16 protein-coding genes, 1 other RNA gene and 1 pseudogene are annotated in these 17,513 nt (G+C 43.0%); 10 read left to right on the top strand and 8 right to left on the bottom strand.

Annotation, left to right across the window (positions count from 1 at the left end; translation table 11 throughout):
- The 6 genes and pseudogenes from H6G48_RS18640 to rnc form a co-directional block, all read left to right on the top strand.
- Window positions 1-378, top strand: a pseudogene (locus H6G48_RS18640) (IS701 family transposase); the annotation flags it as partial.
- 122 nt (window positions 379-500) lie between these two features.
- An RNA gene (rnpB, locus tag H6G48_RS18635) (RNase P RNA component class A) lies at window positions 501-962 on the top strand.
- A gap of 347 nt (window positions 963-1,309) precedes the next feature.
- Window positions 1,310-2,845 (top strand): serine/threonine-protein kinase, encoded by a 1,536-nt coding sequence (locus tag H6G48_RS18630; protein ID WP_190722800.1) that lies wholly within the window; start codon window positions 1,310-1,312, stop codon window positions 2,843-2,845.
- Window positions 2,846-2,941: 96 nt separating this feature from the next.
- Window positions 2,942-3,169: a hypothetical protein gene (locus tag H6G48_RS18625; protein WP_190722799.1), complete on the top strand. Its 228-nt coding sequence runs from the start codon at window positions 2,942-2,944 to the stop codon at window positions 3,167-3,169.
- The gene (locus H6G48_RS18620) at window positions 3,153-3,488 is read left to right on the top strand and encodes a type II toxin-antitoxin system VapC family toxin (RefSeq protein WP_242034694.1); all 336 of its coding nucleotides are present in this window, start codon (window positions 3,153-3,155) and stop codon (window positions 3,486-3,488) included. Before H6G48_RS18625 ends, H6G48_RS18620 begins: the two co-directional genes overlap by 17 nt.
- Window positions 3,489-4,060: 572 nt before the next feature.
- On the top strand, window positions 4,061-4,765 hold the full coding sequence (gene rnc / locus H6G48_RS18615; protein ID WP_190722798.1) for a ribonuclease III: 705 nt from the start codon (window positions 4,061-4,063) through the stop codon (window positions 4,763-4,765).
- Window positions 4,766-4,781: 16 nt separating this feature from the next.
- Here rnc and H6G48_RS18610 read toward each other — a convergent pair whose 3' ends face one another.
- Both H6G48_RS18610 and H6G48_RS18605 read right to left on the bottom strand, forming a co-directional pair.
- A complete protein-coding gene (locus H6G48_RS18610; protein ID WP_190722797.1) occupies window positions 4,782-5,852 on the bottom strand; it encodes a WD40 repeat domain-containing protein in 1,071 nt (356 codons plus the stop codon).
- 87 nt (window positions 5,853-5,939) lie between these two features.
- Window positions 5,940-6,233 (bottom strand): hypothetical protein, encoded by a 294-nt coding sequence (locus H6G48_RS18605; RefSeq protein ID WP_147069557.1) that lies wholly within the window; start codon window positions 6,231-6,233, stop codon window positions 5,940-5,942.
- Between the two features lie 729 nt (window positions 6,234-6,962).
- On the opposite strand from H6G48_RS18605, the gene H6G48_RS18600 reads away from it, so the two are divergent.
- Together H6G48_RS18600 and H6G48_RS18595 are read left to right on the top strand one after the other, a co-directional pair.
- Window positions 6,963-9,203 carry a glycoside hydrolase gene (locus H6G48_RS18600; protein ID WP_190722796.1) on the top strand — a complete coding sequence of 747 codons (2,241 nt, stop codon included), beginning with the start codon at window positions 6,963-6,965 and terminating at the stop codon, window positions 9,201-9,203.
- A gap of 93 nt (window positions 9,204-9,296) precedes the next feature.
- Window positions 9,297-9,740, top strand: coding sequence for a retroviral-like aspartic protease family protein (locus tag H6G48_RS18595; RefSeq protein WP_190722795.1), 444 nt, complete (start codon window positions 9,297-9,299; stop codon window positions 9,738-9,740).
- A gap of 500 nt (window positions 9,741-10,240) precedes the next feature.
- On the opposite strand, the gene H6G48_RS18590 is transcribed toward H6G48_RS18595, so the two are convergent.
- From H6G48_RS18590 to H6G48_RS18570, 5 genes are all read right to left on the bottom strand, one after another.
- Window positions 10,241-11,431, bottom strand: a complete 1,191-nt coding sequence (locus H6G48_RS18590) for a HEAT repeat domain-containing protein (protein WP_190722794.1) — start codon at window positions 11,429-11,431, stop codon at window positions 10,241-10,243.
- A 111-nt stretch (window positions 11,432-11,542) separates the two neighbouring features.
- On the bottom strand, window positions 11,543-12,319 hold the full coding sequence (locus H6G48_RS18585) for an energy-coupling factor ABC transporter ATP-binding protein (protein WP_190722793.1): 777 nt from the start codon (window positions 12,317-12,319) through the stop codon (window positions 11,543-11,545).
- A gap of 14 nt (window positions 12,320-12,333) precedes the next feature.
- On the bottom strand, window positions 12,334-13,107 hold the full coding sequence (cbiQ, locus tag H6G48_RS18580; RefSeq protein ID WP_190722792.1) for a cobalt ECF transporter T component CbiQ: 774 nt from the start codon (window positions 13,105-13,107) through the stop codon (window positions 12,334-12,336).
- 165 nt (window positions 13,108-13,272) lie between these two features.
- On the bottom strand, window positions 13,273-13,596 hold the full coding sequence (locus H6G48_RS18575) for a PDGLE domain-containing protein (RefSeq protein ID WP_002796648.1): 324 nt from the start codon (window positions 13,594-13,596) through the stop codon (window positions 13,273-13,275).
- Between the two features lie 13 nt (window positions 13,597-13,609).
- Window positions 13,610-14,353, bottom strand: coding sequence for an energy-coupling factor ABC transporter permease (locus H6G48_RS18570; RefSeq protein WP_190722791.1), 744 nt, complete (start codon window positions 14,351-14,353; stop codon window positions 13,610-13,612).
- 367 nt (window positions 14,354-14,720) lie between these two features.
- On the opposite strand from H6G48_RS18570, the gene H6G48_RS18565 reads away from it, so the two are divergent.
- Window positions 14,721-15,572 (top strand): zinc metalloprotease HtpX, encoded by an 852-nt coding sequence (locus H6G48_RS18565; protein WP_190722790.1) that lies wholly within the window; start codon window positions 14,721-14,723, stop codon window positions 15,570-15,572.
- 88 nt (window positions 15,573-15,660) lie between these two features.
- A complete protein-coding gene (locus H6G48_RS18560) occupies window positions 15,661-16,197 on the top strand; it encodes a deoxycytidylate deaminase (RefSeq protein WP_061431546.1) in 537 nt (178 codons plus the stop codon).
- Window positions 16,198-16,286: 89 nt separating this feature from the next.
- Here H6G48_RS18560 and H6G48_RS18555 read toward each other — a convergent pair whose 3' ends face one another.
- Window positions 16,287-16,754 (bottom strand): DUF29 domain-containing protein, encoded by a 468-nt coding sequence (locus tag H6G48_RS18555; protein ID WP_190722789.1) that lies wholly within the window; start codon window positions 16,752-16,754, stop codon window positions 16,287-16,289.
- Window positions 16,755-17,513 lie beyond the last annotated feature (759 nt).

The raw sequence follows: 17,513 nt of genomic DNA, 5'->3' as shown, positions 1-17,513 counted from the left end.
GACTATTTCATCACCAATGTAGTTGAGGCAGATACAGTAACAGCGTCGTGGATAGTCAAGACTTACACCGAAAGAAATTGGGTGGAAGTATTCTACCGAGAAGCCAAAGGATGGTTAGGGTTAAGGGAATATCAAGTCAGGGATAAACGAAGCTTACTTCGTCATTTTATCCTGGTGTTTTGTGCCTATACATTTATCCTGTGGCATAAGTTAACTGGGGGATTGCAAAGGCGGTGGGCGAATCGACCTTTAAACACTTTTGTGGAAGCTTTAGAAGCTTTTCGGACAGCGATGTCTTTCCGTTTCTTTGAGTGGCTGACCGAGAATCGGGATGTGTTTGCCGCTTACAAAGCCAGTTTAGGCTTTATTTGGGCTTGAAATTTGTTTAAGTCCCACTACTGTCTTTTCACTGTTCACTGTTTACTGTTTACTGATCACTGATTATTGACTAGGATATATGAGCGATCGAGTCTCTGGTAAGTCATACTAGAGAATAGGAGAGAGTTGGTCTAGAGGTTGCGGAATCATTTGATCAATGATTGCGAGGAAAGTCCGAACTCCCGAAAGACCACACTTGCTGGATAACGTCCAGTGCGCGCGAGCGTGAGGATAGTGCCACAGAAAAATACCGCCCCCTTTTTTCAGTAATCAGTAAACAGTAACGAAAGTAAATTCACTGATAACTTTCCACTGATAACTGATAACTGATAACTGATTGGGGGTAAGGGTGCAAAGGTGCGGTAAGAGCGCACCAGCAGTATCGAGAGGTACTGGCTCGGTAAACCCCGGTGGGGAGCAAGGTGGAGGGACAAAGGTTGGTCTTTTTCCTGTCCCGTTTTTAGGAACCGCTCGAGGTAATTGGTGACAATTATCCCAGATAGATAACCTCTATTCCCACAAAGGTAAAAGCGATTTTACTGCTGTTGGGAAATACAGAATTCGGCTTATGTCTGACTCTCTCCTTTATCAGTTATCAGGAGTCAGTATTCAGGAGATTATTTTTATTTATTCTCCCCCCGCAACGCGCACGAAGTGGTCTCCCCTGCTCTCATTTCCCCTGGAACCTCAACTACCAATTTAAATGCTTCTTAGCTTAGAGGGGGATTGCACCGCTAACGGTTAGGTGATTGATCAAATCCCGTATCGCTTGGCCGCCGCTACCGTGAGCTAAAGATATAATGGTGTCTCACACTTAAGTAAGTCTGGGGTGTTTTTGGTTCTTTAGGATATCTTAGGCTAAAATATTGGTCAATGGGTAAGTACCAGCAATGTTGAATCTCTTAACAAAACTTGACATTCTGTTAAAAAAATGAGGCAAAGTCTATTGGCTAATCGCTATCGAATTATTCGACAATTAGGAAGTGGGGGATTTGGCGATACCTTTCTTGCGGAAGATACCCATTTACCATCAGGTCGCACCTGTGTAATTAAACAACTGCGGCCCATGCACAATAACCCACAGGTCTATCAACTGGTCAAAGAGCGCTTTCAAAGAGAAGCAGTGATTTTAGAAGATTTAGGAAATAGTCATGATCAAATTCCCACATTGTTTGCTTATTTTGAGGATCAGGGACAGTTTTATTTGGTTCAAGAATATATTCAGGGACAGACTTTATCTAGTTTAGTTAAGAGCCAAGGAAAACAAGAAGAAACCTTTGTTAAAAGAATTTTACTAAAGCTTTTAGTCCTATTGGAATATATTCAAAGTAAACGGATTATTCACCGAGATATTAAACCAGATAATATTATTATTCGTCACCACGATCAAATGCCAATTTTAATTGACTTCGGTGCTATTAAAGAAGCAATAGGTACAGGGATGTCTCCTAGGGGTAATTCCACCAGTTCTATTGTAATTGGAACACCGGGGTTCATGCCTTCAGAACAATCAATAGGAAGACCAGTTTTTTCCAGTGATTTATATGCTCTTGGTTTAACAGCAATTTATTTATTAACAGGGAGAATACCTGAAGAATTAGAAACCGAACCGCTTACTGGAGAAATTATCTGGCGACAATATGCTTTAAATGTTAGTCCAACTCTAGCCAATGCAATTGATAAAGCTATTAAATCGCAAGCAAATCAAAGATTTACAACTGCTCAAATGATGAGACAGGCGCTACAGGGACAGCCGAGAGTAACGCCAACTGAACTTTCTTTCCCTTCATCTCAACAAGGCAACGTGATTCTGAAAAATGACTGGATAAAAATTACTATTGCTGCTGTAACAATAGGTATTACTTTCTTAGCTGGCTGGACTTTCTTCTCTAAAAAACAACAACAAAAATTAGAAGAAAGAATCTCTGAAATTCAATCAGAACAGACTAATCAAGCCAAACAACAAGAGCAAGAATTAGCGGAAAGGCAACGACAGCTAGATGAAAAACAACGTCAGCTTGAACAAAACCAAGAAGAATTAGCTGAAAAACAGCGTCAACTTCAACAAGAAAAACTTAAACCAACTGAAACTATCCCCTCTTCTTCTGAGCAAACAAGCTTAATTTGGCGTTCTCAAAGTAATTTAACTAGAATTGCAAACTTAAATAAAATTTGTTTTGGTAGTAGTACACTCAGTTTAGTTGAAACTATTTTTGGATATGGTAAACCACCATTTACAGGAACAATTACGATTCCTGCTCCCCAAACAGAAGGTTGTACAACTGGAGATACCCTACGAGGAAATTTTAAGCTGTCTGGAAATGCAGGTAACTGTGTCGGCACAGTTAAGATTACTTGGAAAAATAACGATAATGCTTTTATCCAATGGAATATTACTAATTTGGGTTTAGCTTGTCCTGTAGCTACAAGCAATTGGCAAGTTAATACTTATCCTGTCAAGCTTTAATTCGCCAAGTTTTGAAAATTCCCAAAAATAAAACTTTGACTCTTGTAGTTAGCAATAAATTTATGATAAAATATTAATAAATAATCAGGAGCAATTATGGCAGTTAAACCAAAATCAGAAAAATTAAACAGTGATATTTTATTAGAGCAAGAGACGAAAGCCTTTAATCCTCCGTCTCTTCCTAACTCTTCCCCAAAGAGTAAAACTGTTTTTCTGCAACAAGCAGCAGGTGCTTTAAGGGATGATAGCTCTCTTGCTGACCTAAGAGACTCTATTTACCAAGCTAGAGGACGTTCAGAAACTGAAGATGATGTATCTTCTTGACACGGATACTTTAACTCATCTCCACGCAGGTAATACTAACGTTATTAATCGGTTAGAAAGCTTACAGGATGAGGAAGTCGCCATTGCGATTGTCACCAAGATTGAAATTTTGCAGGGAAGGATAGATTATCTACTTAAAGCTTTTTCAGGAAGTGATTTATTGAAAGCACAAAAACTTTTTTGTCGTTCAGAAGTCCTACTGAATCAACTTCCTGTAATTTTAATTGATGGAGATGCTGCTAATCAATTTGACCGTTTACGAAGTGTTTCTAAAATCCAAAAAATTGGCAGAGCCGATCTATTGTATCGCATTAGCTAATCAAGCTAGGTTAGTAACCAGAAATCTGCGACATTTTAGACAAATTCCTCATTTATCCTTAGAAAATTGGGTAGATTAATACAAGGTCTGATTTGCCCAGTTTCTGAACCTTTAGTTGGCTCTAGATTTACCTCAATAATCAGTCCTCGCTTGAGATTTATTATGCTGTCCATCCTACTAAAGCTGATTCGGGAAGTTGCTGTAATTCTTCATCTTGTTCATAAATTGCTGCCTACAGATTTGCTGATTCCTGTAAGTCCTGAGCCTCTAGTTCTAGTTGAAATCGCTCTAGAGCCACTCTCACTATCTCATTAGCATCTTTAAAGCCGTATTTTTGATAACGGTTGAGAAATTCTATTTGAGGTTTTTATAGACTAAACTTTTGTTCGATCATGGTTTTTCTTGGTTGTTGATAAAGGTAATCCTTCTTCGAGTATAACGCTACAGGTGAAATAAGCTGTTGTGCATTTAAACTGGGTATGAGGACATTAAAAAACAAACTGAGAAACTCACTCTCTCCCCTCTCCCCCACACCCCACACCCCACACCCTACACCCCTTCTTCCCGCTCCCATGTCCTTAAGTGATCCGCGTCGCCAAAAACAATTAAAAACCCTAGTGGAAAAGCTGGGTTTATCGGCTGATGTCCCCGTCAGGTGGGATTTATTAGATTTAGCTCTAACTCATCCCAGTATTTCCCGTGATAAGAATTATGAACAATTGGAATTTGTGGGCGATTCTGTGGTAAGACTGGTGGCGGCGGAGGTATTGTTAGAAACCTATCCGGAGGCGCTAGTGGGAGAATTTGCCGCCCTGCGATCGATGATGGTTAGCGATCGCACTCTGGCGGAATTTGCGGATCGCTACGGTTTCGAGCGTTATTTGTTGGTATCAAGTAGTACGAGTATCGATCAAGCGGGGAGAATTTCCCGTCTAGCAGACGCTTTTGAGGCGGTTTTGGGGGCATTATATCTTAGTACACAGACTATGGTTTTAGTGCGTTCTTGGCTAGATGAACCACTAAGGGAAAAAGCGGCCGAAATTCGTCGAGATCCGGCCCGACAGAATTATAAGGATGCCTTGCAGGAGTGGACACAAGCAACATACAAAAAACTGCCGCAATATTTAGTAAAAGAAATCAATGGCTTAGATCAAGAACGTTTTTGTGCGGAAGTGTGGTTAAATGAGCAGAAATTAGGAGTGGGAACTGGCAGAAGCAAAAAAGCAGCGGAACAGGCAGCGGCTAAATCAGCTTTTCTAGAAGTGGTTAAAGGCTAAATGAAGATATTTTTGCCTAACGGACGAATTGCCAGAGGCGAATTTTAAAATCATAATTACCACTAGCCAAATACTGCCCATCGGGACTAAAAGCCAGGGATTCCACCCAGTCGGAATTATTATCAAACCAGGCTAACTGTTTACCCGTGGTCACATCCCATAAACGCACACCGTCATTACTGGCACTAGCGAGAATTTGTCCGTTGGGATGGAGTGCCAGGGAACGGATTCGGGCCGTATGACCGATGAGGGTAAATAATAACTGATTATTGCTCGTATCCCAGATTTTAATCGTGCGGTCTAAACTACCCGTAATTAAATTTTTGCCGTCGGGAGTGTATAAAAGCTTGCTAACCGCTTGGGGATGGGCGGAAAATTTCGATAAAAATTTGCCCTCGCGGATGTCCCAAAAATTTACCTCACCGTTTTCATGACCACTAGCAAGGGTGACACCATCGGATTTCATCCCTAGGGAATAAACAAAATTACCCACCCAATTTAAACGATAGAGGGGACGGCGGGGAGGTTGCACTGTCCAGAGGCGAATTCCTTCCAAACCACCACTAATTAACGTTTTACCATCGGGAGTAACCGTAAGGGCGAGGACCGTATTACCGTGTTCGAGGGCAATTCCTAAATACTTGCCTTCCACCAGATTCCAAAAATTAATAGAACCATCTAAACCGCTACTAACTAATAATCTTTCGTTGGGACTAATGGCTAAAGCTTTGACGCTGGTTCTTTGGGCGCGAGTTTGGGAGACTTTTTGCCCTGTTTTTACCGACCAAATTCTCAGGAGAGGATCCGTATCACTACCACCGGCGAGAACTAATTGGTTATCGGGGCTGAAAATCACAGCATTGGGGGTGGATTGTTGCCCTTCTAAGGTTTTAGCGAGGGTAAGTCTGCCTAAACCTTCTACTAGGATAGTTTCTGGGATTTTTTCGCCACTTTCAGCCGCGGGTCGAGCGGGGGCAAGGGGATTTTGGGCATGACTAAGCTGATGTTGCCCGATTGTCAGCGTGGTTAAGACACTGACCACAATTGCCCCGACAAGTTTCTCCCCACCGATAAATCGGAATTTCATAAATTTAGTTGAATATTAACAAATGAACCGTGCTATAGATTCTAGCCTTTGAGGGGATTGATTGCCAAGCAAGGGGAGATTTTTGAGCTAAGAAGGTCGATTTTTTTCGTTTTTCAGGGTTGGTAAAGCCACTTGACCCGATTGGGGCGGTAAATAATATCTTGCTGCTTCTTCTTTGTTGATTACCTTGCTTTTTTGGCTCTGTCGCCACCTGGCGAAGATAGCGATCGCCATAATCGTTGCCCCTAAAGATAGCAGTGTCCATCTTTGTCCTACAACCCCGATGATGACATCTACTGCCGCTGCGGTAAAGATAAAGCTAGTTATTGGTTCTTGACGGTAAGCTTTCTTGAGAAAAGGCGGCCAGAGGAGATTACTCATTTTATCTATTATTTCTACGGTTTCGATAATTCCAGCTTATCCTATCATCCTGAAAAATGTTGTCGATCGAGGTGATGGGGGTTTTTCAGTAATCAGTAATCAGTAATCAGTATATCTCCTGCAAAAATCAAAAATCTTCCGTTAGGTGAGGAGAATCCGAGACAGGAGGATAAAAAAGACAAGAGACAACTATTACAACCATAAAACCTAATATTATGTCAAATTTATCTGAATTTGAGGTCTAGTAAACAGTAAACAGTGAACAGTAACCAGTAATCAGTGAACTGAAAACTCAAATCTGATTAGCTGCCCGCACATTTAAATTGCTTGTTGAGATGAGGTAAGAGGCAACAGTAAAGAGATTGGCGGAAATTCAGCTAATCTAAGGATAGGCGGTTAAAATGTGTCTCCGATAACTGCTATAGCGGTTATCGGAGACAAAAGTTAGTTTAGGTCTGGGTTTTAAACATCCCAGAAAAGAAGATTCGCATATCAAATCAGCAGGGCCCGATAATATTAGAGATTCTACTGCTGAACTCCCAATACGCATCACCGGAGAATCCGATCCTTTAACAAATACAAAGAGACGATACCCCCTCAAAACCAGTTGATAGGATTATGGTAGTGACCGAAATCAACTTTTAAGAATCTATAATGGGCTTTATTGTCCATTATTATCTAATATAACGGCTTTAAAGCCTGTTATATGCACTTTTCCTCGGTATTATCATGGCCTATCCTCTCTACGTCGCTTTTATTTGGCATCAACACCAACCCCTCTACAAATCCTGTCAAACTCGCACCGATGCTTCGGGACAATATCGCTTACCCTGGGTGCGACTGCATGGGGTGAAAGATTATCTCGATTTAATCCTGATTCTAGAACGTTTTCCCAAATTACACCAAACTGTCAACCTTGTCCCCTCTTTAATCCTGCAATTAGAGGATTACGTCAACGGACTAGCTATAGACCCCTATCTTGCCCTCACCGTCACCCCAGAAGCGCAGTTAACCCTGGCACAAAAACACTTTATCCTCGAACACTTTTTCGATGCTAACCATCGTACCCTGATCGATCCGCACCCCCGTTACGGGCAATTATACGCAGAGCGTCAAGAAAACGGTCATAGTTGGTGTATTAGCCATTGGCATCTCCAAGATTATAGCGATCTCTTGGCTTGGCATAACCTCGCTTGGATCGATCCTATCTTTCACAGTGACCCAGAAATCGCTGCCTGGTTAGAACAGGGAAAAAACTTCACTTTAAGCGATCGCCAGCGAATTATCTCCAAACAGCGTCAAATTCTGCGTCGTATCTTGCCGCAACACCGGTTAATGCAGGAAACCGGACAACTAGAAATCATTACCAGTCCCTACACCCATCCAATTTTACCCCTGCTGGCCAACTCGGAAGCAGGCCGGGTAGCAGCGCCGAATATGACCCTTCCTCGGCAATATTTCCGCTATCCTGAAGATATTTCGCGCCATCTCCAGAAAGCTTGGCAAATCTATATCGATCGCTTTGATAAACATCCTCGAGGACTGTGGCCCTCGGAACAATCCGTTAGTCCCGCGATTCTCCCCGCTGTCGCTAAACAGGGTTTTCAGTGGTTATGTTCCGATGAGGGGGTGTTAGGTTGGTCTCTGGGACATTACTTTCATCGCGACGAAAAAGGCAATATTAGCGAACCGGAATTGCTTTATCGTCCCTACCGTCTGGAAACTAGCAACGGCAATTTATCGATGGTTTTCCGCGATCATCGTCTCTCGGATCTGATCGGATTTAGCTATAGTGGCATGAAAGCGCAAGAGGCCGCTACAGACTTAGTTAAACACCTAGAAGCGATCGCCGAACAACTGAAAACCAACGCAGAAACCACGACCCTAGAAAAACCCTGGTTAGTTACCATTGCGCTAGATGGCGAAAACTGCTGGGAAAACTATCATCAAGACGGTTTACCCTTCCTAGAGAACCTTTATCAACTTTTAAGCGACCACCAAGCGATCGAATTAGTCACCGTCTCCGAATATCTCGATCGCTTTCCCGCTAATGCCAAAATTCCTGTCAATCAACTTCATAGCGGCTCTTGGATCGATGCCAATTTTACCACTTGGATCGGCGATCCCGCTAAAAATAAAGCTTGGGAATATCTAATTTTAGCCCGTCAAACCCTCGCTAATCACCCGGAAGCGACGGAAGATAATAACCCCGACGCGTGGGAAGCATTGTATGCAGCGGAAGGTTCCGATTGGTTTTGGTGGTTTGGTTATGGCCATTCCTCCAATCATGACGCAATTTTTGACCAACTTTTCCGCGAACACCTGATCGCTCTTTATCAAGCTTTAAATGAGCCAATTCCCTCCTATTTGCTCGAACCTGTGGAAGAACACGGGGATAAACAAACTAATCGTCCACTGGCTTTCATTCACCCCATTATCGACGGTTTTGGGGACGAACAGGATTGGGATAAAGCTGGACGGATCGAAATTGGTGGCGCCAGTGGTACAATGCACCGGACTTCCTTAGTACAAAGGCTCTTTTTCGGTTGGGATCACCTCAATTTTTATCTGCGTTTCGATTGGAAACCGGGGGCGGAATTAGGCAAAGATATCCCGCCTGAAGTACATTTATATTGGTATTATGATGAAGTGCATCGTCTGCAAAGTCCAATTCCCTTAGCAGATATTCCCCCTCGATCGCCCCTCGATTACGGTTATCATCATCATCTAGGAATAAATTTAATCACGGAATTTACTTGGTTAGAATTCGCTCAAGAATATTTTACTTGGCAGCGAGTTCCTAGTAGTGCCAAAGCTTCTTTTAATCAATGTTTGGAAATTGCTGTACCCTGGGAAGGATTACACATTGAACCCGATGCTCGTCTCCATTTAATCGCAGTTTTAGCCAATCAAGGTCAATACTATGATTTCCTCCCCGTTGAAGAATTAATCTTCCTGCAAAGACCTTAAATCAGTGATCAGTGATCAGTTATCAGTAACCGCTCTAATCTCTAGTTAGTCTCAAAATATATTCTCTAATTATAGGGATTACTAAATAATAATATGGAAAAGAAACAGACAAATCCGATGGGCAAAGTTTTCACCCCTTTAACAATAATTAATCGTGCCGATGAATCAGCAGCTGCTAGAGGTTTTATCTCTGCTTCAGAAATTCGCTCTGTTACTTTACCAAAAGTTTTAGTTGATACGGGAGCAACAAACCTCTGTTTACCTGCTAATATTATTGAGAAACTGGGGCTAGATTTACTTAAAGAAGTCGATGTTAGTACCGCGACTGGATTGAGCAAAGCGAGAGTCTTTCAGGATGCTAAAATATTGCTTTGTGGTCGGGAGGGAACTTTTGAATGTTTAGAATTACCCGGTGGTCGCGATGCTTTAATTGGAGTAATTCCCCTAGAAGCACTGGGTTTAGAATTAGACCTACAAAACCAAACTTTGAAAGTTCTACCCTCCGAATCTCCAGATACTTATCTAACAATTCTCTAAAAATTGATAACCTTCATGGATCGATCACCCTTATTTTCTCAATTTAGTAGAAAGATATGTTTTAGCTTTAACTAATCAGATAGATTTAGTTTTTGATCCCTATGGGGTGTCCTGTTGGTGATAACCTCAAAAAAAACTGCTCTGGTATTCTAGAGAGCGGAATTCTTGAGACGGAGAGAAGAAAATAGAGAATAAGTCCTGAAGGAATCACGGCGATGAAACAGGAAATTAAGCCCTTTAACCCTGATAAAATCTACGAAATAGTGCTTTCTGTCAATTTTTCCATTAAAGCCCAATCTGCTCAAGAAGCGCAGGAGAAATTATACTAAATCCGTTGAGCATAGGCTACTTATGAGGACAGGCAATAGGCAATAGGCAATAGGCAATAGGGGGAATAAATAATCATTCTTTAATAACCGGATTTAGTATTAAACGCTATCCTTGGGGAAATGGATGCGGATCACTGGCAAATTCACCACATCTGTGCAGCGGGAAATTAGCTATATAGTCCCATGATCTAGCTTTTTCAGGGCGCTGAGAGCATGGAGACGGACGATTGCTTCCCCATCGGCTGCTAAAGTCAGCAAAATACTTTTATTATCCCGCTCTAATTCTCCTAAAGCGATCGCTAGAGACTGTTTAACTCCCGTATCAGTGAAGAGTGCCGGACGGGAGTGATAAAAATTACTGAGAATTTCCCCTGCTTGTCGGCGTAATTTCTGGGAGGTTTGCCGGCCGAGAATAGCAATAATTTCCCGACAAATCAAGACATTTTCGCTATATAAAGCCTTTTCTAAGTAATTTAAAGCTTCTCCATCCTCGATCCAGCCTAATGCTCGCACTACAGTTAATTTTAAACTATCGGGAGTTAAGGAAGATTGCAGCAGTGGATTTAAAGCTTTGGCTGAGGTTGCTGTGCCGATACGACCGAGAGCGATCGCCGTTTCTTGACAGATCTCGAGGTGGATATCGAATAACAGCGGTTGCAGATGGTTAACTAAATCTGCTTGGGGATAATTCGTCCCCAGGTAACTACTAGCTTTAATTGCTTCCCGTCGCACCTCGATGGCCGGCTCCTGTAAAGCATCGAGGATCATCGCAGTAATCTGGGGATGGTGAAAACTGCTTAAAGCTTCGATCGCCATGGACCGAATGGCGCTAGATTGATCCTTAACTACGGTTAAAAGCGGTTCGATAATTTCCGGTCGGCGAATTTGTGATAAAGCTTGTACGGCTAAAAAACGGGTATTAGAGTCCGTCAGTAATTGCGCTAAACTAGAGATCGCAGAACTGCCGATATTAGCTAAAGCAGCCGCAGCCATTTGGCTGAGTTCTTCCTCCTCCGATCTTTGCAATAATTGACTGAGAGCGAGAATACAGGCTCGATCGTCAAATTGACTGAGAATTCTCGCCAGAAACCAGCGCATTTCCCCATCTTGTTCCTCGGATTCTAACAGGGCAATTAAAGGAGCGATCGCCGATTGCCCGATTTGAGGAAATAGTTTCGCTATTTCCCATCGCTGTTGAAAATCACATTTTTGTAAAGCTTCTAGGGCTAAATCGAGGATTTCATCGTTAATAATCGGTTCAATCGCATCTTTTTGGTTTAAAAGTCGCTGTATGCTGGCGTTTACTGTCTCCCAGTCTTTTTTATTCAACGCTATCTGAGCTTTTTCTAGCAGAGCTTGCATCGTCGGAAATGGCCTCGATTTTCGTGCTACCTATCCCAAGAATGTCAGACTTTCTCGCTTTTGTCCTCTCTCATAATGCAAGAAACCGATAATAAATCTCCAAATTGTGCATCAGACATCAGTAGAGGGCGCATCAGCGATCGCACAGTAGGGACGACTATAACAAAGGGGTATTTCCAGGTCGTGTTGTTCCAAAAATTCCCGATTACTTAAAATCTTAGCGGTTTCTCCCTCTCCCATCACCTGACCACGACTTAAAACCACCGTGCGATCGCATAGTTCTAAAGCCAGATCGAGATCATGGGTGGCGATCACTTGGGTTTGGGGTAAAGTGGCCAACAGTTGTATTAATTGCCGACGGGATCGGGGATCCAGTTGGGCGCTAGGTTCATCAAAAACCAAGACCTGCGGCAACATGGCTAAAACCCCCGCAATGGCCACGCGTTTTTTTTCACCCCCCGATAGATTCTGACTGTTTCTCTTACCGTAATGCTGGGAATCCAATCCCACCGCGTGTAAAGCATGATGACAGCGATGGTTTAAATCCTCTCCGCGAATTCCCTGATTCATCGGTCCAAAAGTCACATCTTCCCAGACAGTAGGCATAAATAGCTGATCGTCGGGGTTTTGGAAGACTAAACCGACAAAATTGCGGATATTTTCTAAATTCTCCGGTTTAACTTGGTAAGGACCGACGGTGATTTTACCCGTTTGCGGCGGGAGAATACCGTTAAAATGCAGTAATAAGGTGGATTTTCCCGATCCATTTGCCCCGACCAAAGCTACCTTTTCCGTAGCTTCAATGGCTAAATTAATACCTTTTAACGCTTCTGTGCCGTCAGGATAGGTATAAACTAGGTTTTCAATAAAAATCGGGTTGTGGTGCATGAAAAACGAGACTTTTACCTGAGTAGATGTACCATTTGACCCCAGAGGATCAGAATTACTGTGCAAATTATAGCGAGATAATCTTTCAGCTTGCTTTGGGGAACCTGTACAGAGGGTAAGGAACCGGTGTAACCCCTCGATAACATGGCTTGATAAATGCGATCGCCACGTTCGTAGGTACGGATAAATAAAGCGCCGATCATGTGTCCCACTAGCAGCCGTTGCCATCGGGGACTACTCATTAAATTGCGCGCAATTGCTGCCCTTCGCATGGAATTAAATTCAGCGATCAAAACAGCTAGATAACGGTACATAGAAGCCAAAATTGCCACCAATAAAGGGGGAGTTTTCAGGGTAACTAATGCTTGCAACAGGTCGGGAATTGCTGTCGTTAAAACCAGAATATTGACCGTACAAAGACAGAGAAAAGCTTTTAGGGCCACACTGCCTAACACCAGCAATCCCTCGCTAGTTACCCGCAAAAATCCCCAAGACCAAAGAATTTCCCCGCCATCGCGAAAAAGAGTTCCCAATAAAACCACACCGATAAAGACAAATTCGATCGCTACTCTTTGTAAAAGTACGGGAATAGCCACCCGACTGATCAGAATTAAAATAATTAATCCTAATCCGTAAATCCCCCAAGTTTCCCAGCTACCATTCGGCGTTAAGGCTGTGGCAAAAACTAACAAAAGAGTCACTAAAACCCGGGTATGGGGCGCGAGTTTCTGCCAAAAACCGAAATTTGGGCGCTCATTTTCGCAAGAAAAAGTGGCAATGTGTAGCATTTATTCAGTGATCAGTTATCATTTATCAGTTATCATTTATCAGTTAGAAAGGGGATTTAGGGATTTAGGGGTTTAGGGGTTTAGGGATTTAGGGGTTTAGGGAAATTTCAGCTAAATGCCCCACGTCCCCACGTCCCCACTCCTGACTCCTCGACTCCTATCTCCTTACTCCTGATTTTGGGATTTTGCAATCACTAATTTACCGATACCCCAAGCGATGCCGAAAGTGGCAAGAGTTCCCAGAAAACCGGCGAGGGGAGTGGCGACACCTTCGGGAACACCTTTGAGGGCATAACCATCAAAAATTCGGGCGAAAGGTAATTGACTACCTAGGGCGTTAGGGTCTTCTTTTTTGCTAAATTGCAAGTCTTCCGCCACTCGATCGAGTCCGTCGGGATCGGGACTGGCAAAGGGAGAAAGAAAAACGGCGATAATTAGGGAACATACTAGGCCAATCAGAAAAAATTGGCTATTTCTGCGAATATTCATCGAATTAATTGCTTTATTGACGAGAAGCGTAGGAAGGGGGAACAGAGGTATTAACGGAATGGGGCGGATCGTAGAGAAGATCGGGACGAGTTCGCCAGATATAACCGACAGCGAAAACGGTAATCACCGCTTCCCCGATGCCGATGAGGATATGCCAAGATAACATGGCAAAAAGGGCGACTAAAGGCGGTACAGTGCCAGATAAAGCCAATTGCAGGGCGCAAGCTAACGCCGCCACCACCACACTTGTCCAAGCGGCCAGGGCAACAGCGATCGCCATACTGCGCCAACTATGAAAACCGAGGGCTTTCCTAATCCCTAGATAGAGATAATAACCGCCAAACGTCCCGATCAAACCCATATTGACGATATTCGCCCCTAAAACCGTTAAACCGCCATCTTGAAAAAATAAAGCTTGAACGATAAAAACCACCGCCATCACCAAAGAACCCGCCCAGGGACCGAGTAAAACCCCCGCAAGAGTCCCCCCTAATAAATGTCCGGAGGTTCCCCCCGGAATGGGAAAATTAATCATCTGGGCGGCAAAAATAAAGGCGGCACAAACTCCCATCAAAGGTACAGCCCGTTCAGCGTAGTGACCGCGCACTTTTTTGAGAGAAAAGCCAATCAGGACGACGGCAATTATCCAAGTAAATAGACTCACCGATGGACTCAACAAGCCGTCAGGAATATGGAGGGCGAGATAAGGGGTAAGGAGAGGGTGAAACAAACCAACTCCCAGAAAATCAACAGACATTAAAACTCAGTCTCCTTGGCAATTTGGGTTAAAGATTTGAATAGAATTGTCTCGCTGGGACGGAAAAGTCCTATCTTCTAGTAGATAACTAACCGCTTCATTCTACAATGCTCTCTCTGGGGATTTAAACCCTTTAGCTTCTTAAGAATTTCTGTTATTTTGCCAGCCGTCAGGGTTTAGCTATCAGCAAAAATCTGATTATTCTCAAGCACTCAAATTATTTAAATTATTATTAATTTTTCGAGTTTTTTTCAGTTTTTATGCTAGGACTCAATCAGTTATCAGTTATCAGTTATCAGTTATCAGTTATCAGTTATCAGTTATCAGTTATCAGTGTAATACCTCCCACTTCCTAAGATAAATAAAGATGAATCAGCTTAAAACTGTTGCTTTATTGGGTTTACTAGCCGGTTTACTTGTCGCTATTGGCTACGCGATCAGTGGTCAGGGCGGTGCTTTAATTGGTTTAGTAATCGCCGCCATTACTAATATCGGTTCTTGGTACTTCTCCGATCGCATTGCTCTGGCCGCTTACCAAGCCCAACCAGTCAGCCGCCAACAAGCCCCCGAACTCTACCAAATGGTGGAAAATCTCTCTCGTCAAGCCAATATTCCCACGCCGCAACTCTATATCGTCCCCACCCCCGCCGCTAATGCTTTCGCCACCGGCAGAGATCCCGAACACGCCGCCGTCGCCGTTACCGAGGGCATTTTAAACCTGCTGCCCGCCGACGAATTAGAAGCAGTTATCGCCCACGAATTAACTCATGTGCGTAACCGGGATACCTTAACCCAAGCTGTTGCGGCCACCGTTGCCGGGGCGATTTCCTACCTCGCCAGAATGCTGAGTTATGGTTTCCTGTTTGCTGGCAATTCTCGCCATCGTCAAGGGGGCAATCCCATCGGTTTGCTACTTACCATCTTTCTCGCCCCCCTTGCCGCCACTGTGATTCAGATGGCTATCTCTCGTACCAGAGAATTCGAGGCCGATGCTGGTTCCGCTCGCTTGACCGAGAATCCCGAAGCTTTAGCCCGGGCTTTAACCCGTTTAGAATCGATCGGTCGTCAAATGCCCTTAAATGCCAATCCTGCCTTTGAACCTCTGTTAATTAGCAGTCCTTTTTCCGGGCAGTTTCTGGCTAATTTATTCGCTACTCACCCATCCACCGAGGCAAGAATCGAAAATCTCCGTCGCATTCAACAGGAATTATTAACCTGATCCCGTTCTTAATTTTTAGAGGTTATCTAGTGGTAAGCTATCAGAGATGACCCCCTCTTTTTCGCTTTTTCTAGCTTGGTATGAAACCGTGATCAACTCTGAAGAAAAAAGACCGACTTGGGACGAATATTTTTTAATGATCGCTAAATTAGCCGCCACCAGATCCACCTGTTTAGCTTTTCCCGTCGGTGCGGTAATTGTCAAAGATCGGCAGGTTTTAGCCACGGGGTACAATGGTTCCCCATCAGGAACGGTTCATTGTACTGCCCAGGGTTTTTGTTATCCCGGTTTGGGAACCTGTCGAGAATCCGGAGAAATTCCCTCTCGGGCAATTCATGCCGAAGCTAATGCGATCGCTCAAGCGGCCAAACACGGTATTTCTACCCAAGGTGCTAGTATTTACGTTACTTTAGAACCCTGTATTTCCTGCTTAAAACTAATTATTTCTTCGGGAATTAAAGAAGTTTTTTACGAAGCGGATTTTAATAGTGGGACAAAAGCCATGTTAAGGGATTCTTTTCTGGAAACGGGGATTATTAAATATAAAAAGATTTATTTATCAGAAGCAATGGCTAGTCATGCGGCCTTGTTTTTATTAAATCCCATTTCGATCGATCTCAGGTAGTTATCCCAAGGATGCTAATTACTAGGAAAACTCTCTATTTCTATGGTAAATAAAGTTAGTTTACTTGGGATAAAATAGCGAAAAATTTTTTATGGACGGGTTTCCAGAAAAGGTTCGATATGCATGGGGAACCAATCCCCGTCTAATACCTGTTCAAGAGTGAATATAGACTCTAGGGGAATCGCATTTTTATCGACGATTCTAGCTCTGATCAGGGTTTTTCTGGCATCGGAGTAGGCTGTCTCGAAAGTATCCCGCAGGTGATTGGCGAGAGTCGGACTATCTACCTTTCTTTCCAATTGAACCCTAAAATTGGCGATTTCTTCGAGCCAATGACGGGCATTCCGTTCTTTTTCCGATTCCCAATAGGATAGTTTCAGGAGATGGATTAATAATTGAGTTAACAAACTCTCTACAGCCCGTCTGTCACTTTTTCCCATGCACTCCACTTCCTCGATCAGGTTTTCCCAGTCCACCAGGTCGAACTCTTTTCGCTTTAACAGTTCGGCGGTTTTTTCCGTCCAGAGAACAAAATCTTCCTCGTAGAGAGCGGTCATAATAGATTTATCTTCCCGACCGGGAGCGCAGGGTAATGGCTCGATTATAACGCTCGATCAGCTTCTCGTCCGGGGAATTTTTGCCAAGTTAGATATTTATCCCATAGCACAAGTTGTTCTTTTTGTCAAAAAAACTTTTTCTTTTTAACAAAAGTACACAAACATTTTGATCAACACTCTGGGGTAAAAAGGGGAGAAAGACAGAAGGTTACTAATAGTCTTTAAGTAGGCAGTGGAGATTTAGAGAGGGTTTCCAGGATGGCTCAACAGCTAAAAACACAAAAAGCACAGAAAAACCCATCCTTGCATAGAGTAAAATTATACCATAATCGCTGTAAGTATTGCCATCTCGTGAATAAATAAAAATGATTCTCAATTAATTCTTAAGAAAAAGTAAATATTGCGAAATGTAAATTGAAATCTTCTCAAGTATTAATGGTTTATTGATAAAAAATGCTTATATAAGCTAGACTGCATTGAAACCGCATCTTGAAAATTTTAGTACAAAAGCTCTGCTCTCCCCTCTCCCTTTGTTTATACCAGTATTATACTAAATCCGGTTATTAAAAACTGATTATTTATTCCCACTTTTGCATGAGTGCATGAGTGCATGAGTGCCTGTCCTGATATGTAGCCTATACTCAACGGATTTGTGCGAAACGTTTAGGCATGAAATAAGGTTGAAATACCTGAAATAACCGCCTAGTAAGGTCTTCAGTCCCCTGACTGAATCTAATAGGTCAACCCTGACCAACCTTA

This window comes from Microcystis flos-aquae FACHB-1344 (assembly GCF_014698375.1).
Classification (GTDB): Bacteria; Cyanobacteriota; Cyanobacteriia; order Cyanobacteriales; family Microcystaceae; genus Microcystis; species Microcystis aeruginosa.
This window is presented reverse-complemented; position numbering and strand designations above follow the sequence as displayed.

What these genes read in the sequence shown, in the direction of transcription:
- H6G48_RS18555 (WP_190722789.1), bottom strand. Translation starts at nt 16,754, where the DNA reads ATGACCGCTCTCTACGAGGAAGATTTTGTTCTCTGGACGGAAAAAACC.
- H6G48_RS18595 (WP_190722795.1), top strand. Translation starts at nt 9,297, where the DNA reads ATGGAAAAGAAACAGACAAATCCGATGGGCAAAGTTTTCACCCCTTTA.
- cbiQ (WP_190722792.1), bottom strand. Translation starts at nt 13,107, where the DNA reads ATGCTACACATTGCCACTTTTTCTTGCGAAAATGAGCGCCCAAATTTC.
- H6G48_RS18605 (WP_147069557.1), bottom strand. Translation starts at nt 6,233, where the DNA reads ATGAGTAATCTCCTCTGGCCGCCTTTTCTCAAGAAAGCTTACCGTCAA.
- H6G48_RS18625 (WP_190722799.1), top strand. Translation starts at nt 2,942, where the DNA reads ATGGCAGTTAAACCAAAATCAGAAAAATTAAACAGTGATATTTTATTA.
- H6G48_RS18620 (WP_242034694.1), top strand. Translation starts at nt 3,153, where the DNA reads ATGATGTATCTTCTTGACACGGATACTTTAACTCATCTCCACGCAGGT.
- H6G48_RS18600 (WP_190722796.1), top strand. Translation starts at nt 6,963, where the DNA reads ATGGCCTATCCTCTCTACGTCGCTTTTATTTGGCATCAACACCAACCC.
- H6G48_RS18610 (WP_190722797.1), bottom strand. Translation starts at nt 5,852, where the DNA reads ATGAAATTCCGATTTATCGGTGGGGAGAAACTTGTCGGGGCAATTGTG.
- H6G48_RS18585 (WP_190722793.1), bottom strand. Translation starts at nt 12,319, where the DNA reads ATGCACCACAACCCGATTTTTATTGAAAACCTAGTTTATACCTATCCT.
- H6G48_RS18565 (WP_190722790.1), top strand. Translation starts at nt 14,721, where the DNA reads ATGAATCAGCTTAAAACTGTTGCTTTATTGGGTTTACTAGCCGGTTTA.
- H6G48_RS18630 (WP_190722800.1), top strand. Translation starts at nt 1,310, where the DNA reads ATGAGGCAAAGTCTATTGGCTAATCGCTATCGAATTATTCGACAATTA.
- H6G48_RS18575 (WP_002796648.1), bottom strand. Translation starts at nt 13,596, where the DNA reads ATGAATATTCGCAGAAATAGCCAATTTTTTCTGATTGGCCTAGTATGT.
- H6G48_RS18570 (WP_190722791.1), bottom strand. Translation starts at nt 14,353, where the DNA reads ATGTCTGTTGATTTTCTGGGAGTTGGTTTGTTTCACCCTCTCCTTACC.
- rnc (WP_190722798.1), top strand. Translation starts at nt 4,061, where the DNA reads ATGTCCTTAAGTGATCCGCGTCGCCAAAAACAATTAAAAACCCTAGTG.
- H6G48_RS18590 (WP_190722794.1), bottom strand. Translation starts at nt 11,431, where the DNA reads ATGCAAGCTCTGCTAGAAAAAGCTCAGATAGCGTTGAATAAAAAAGAC.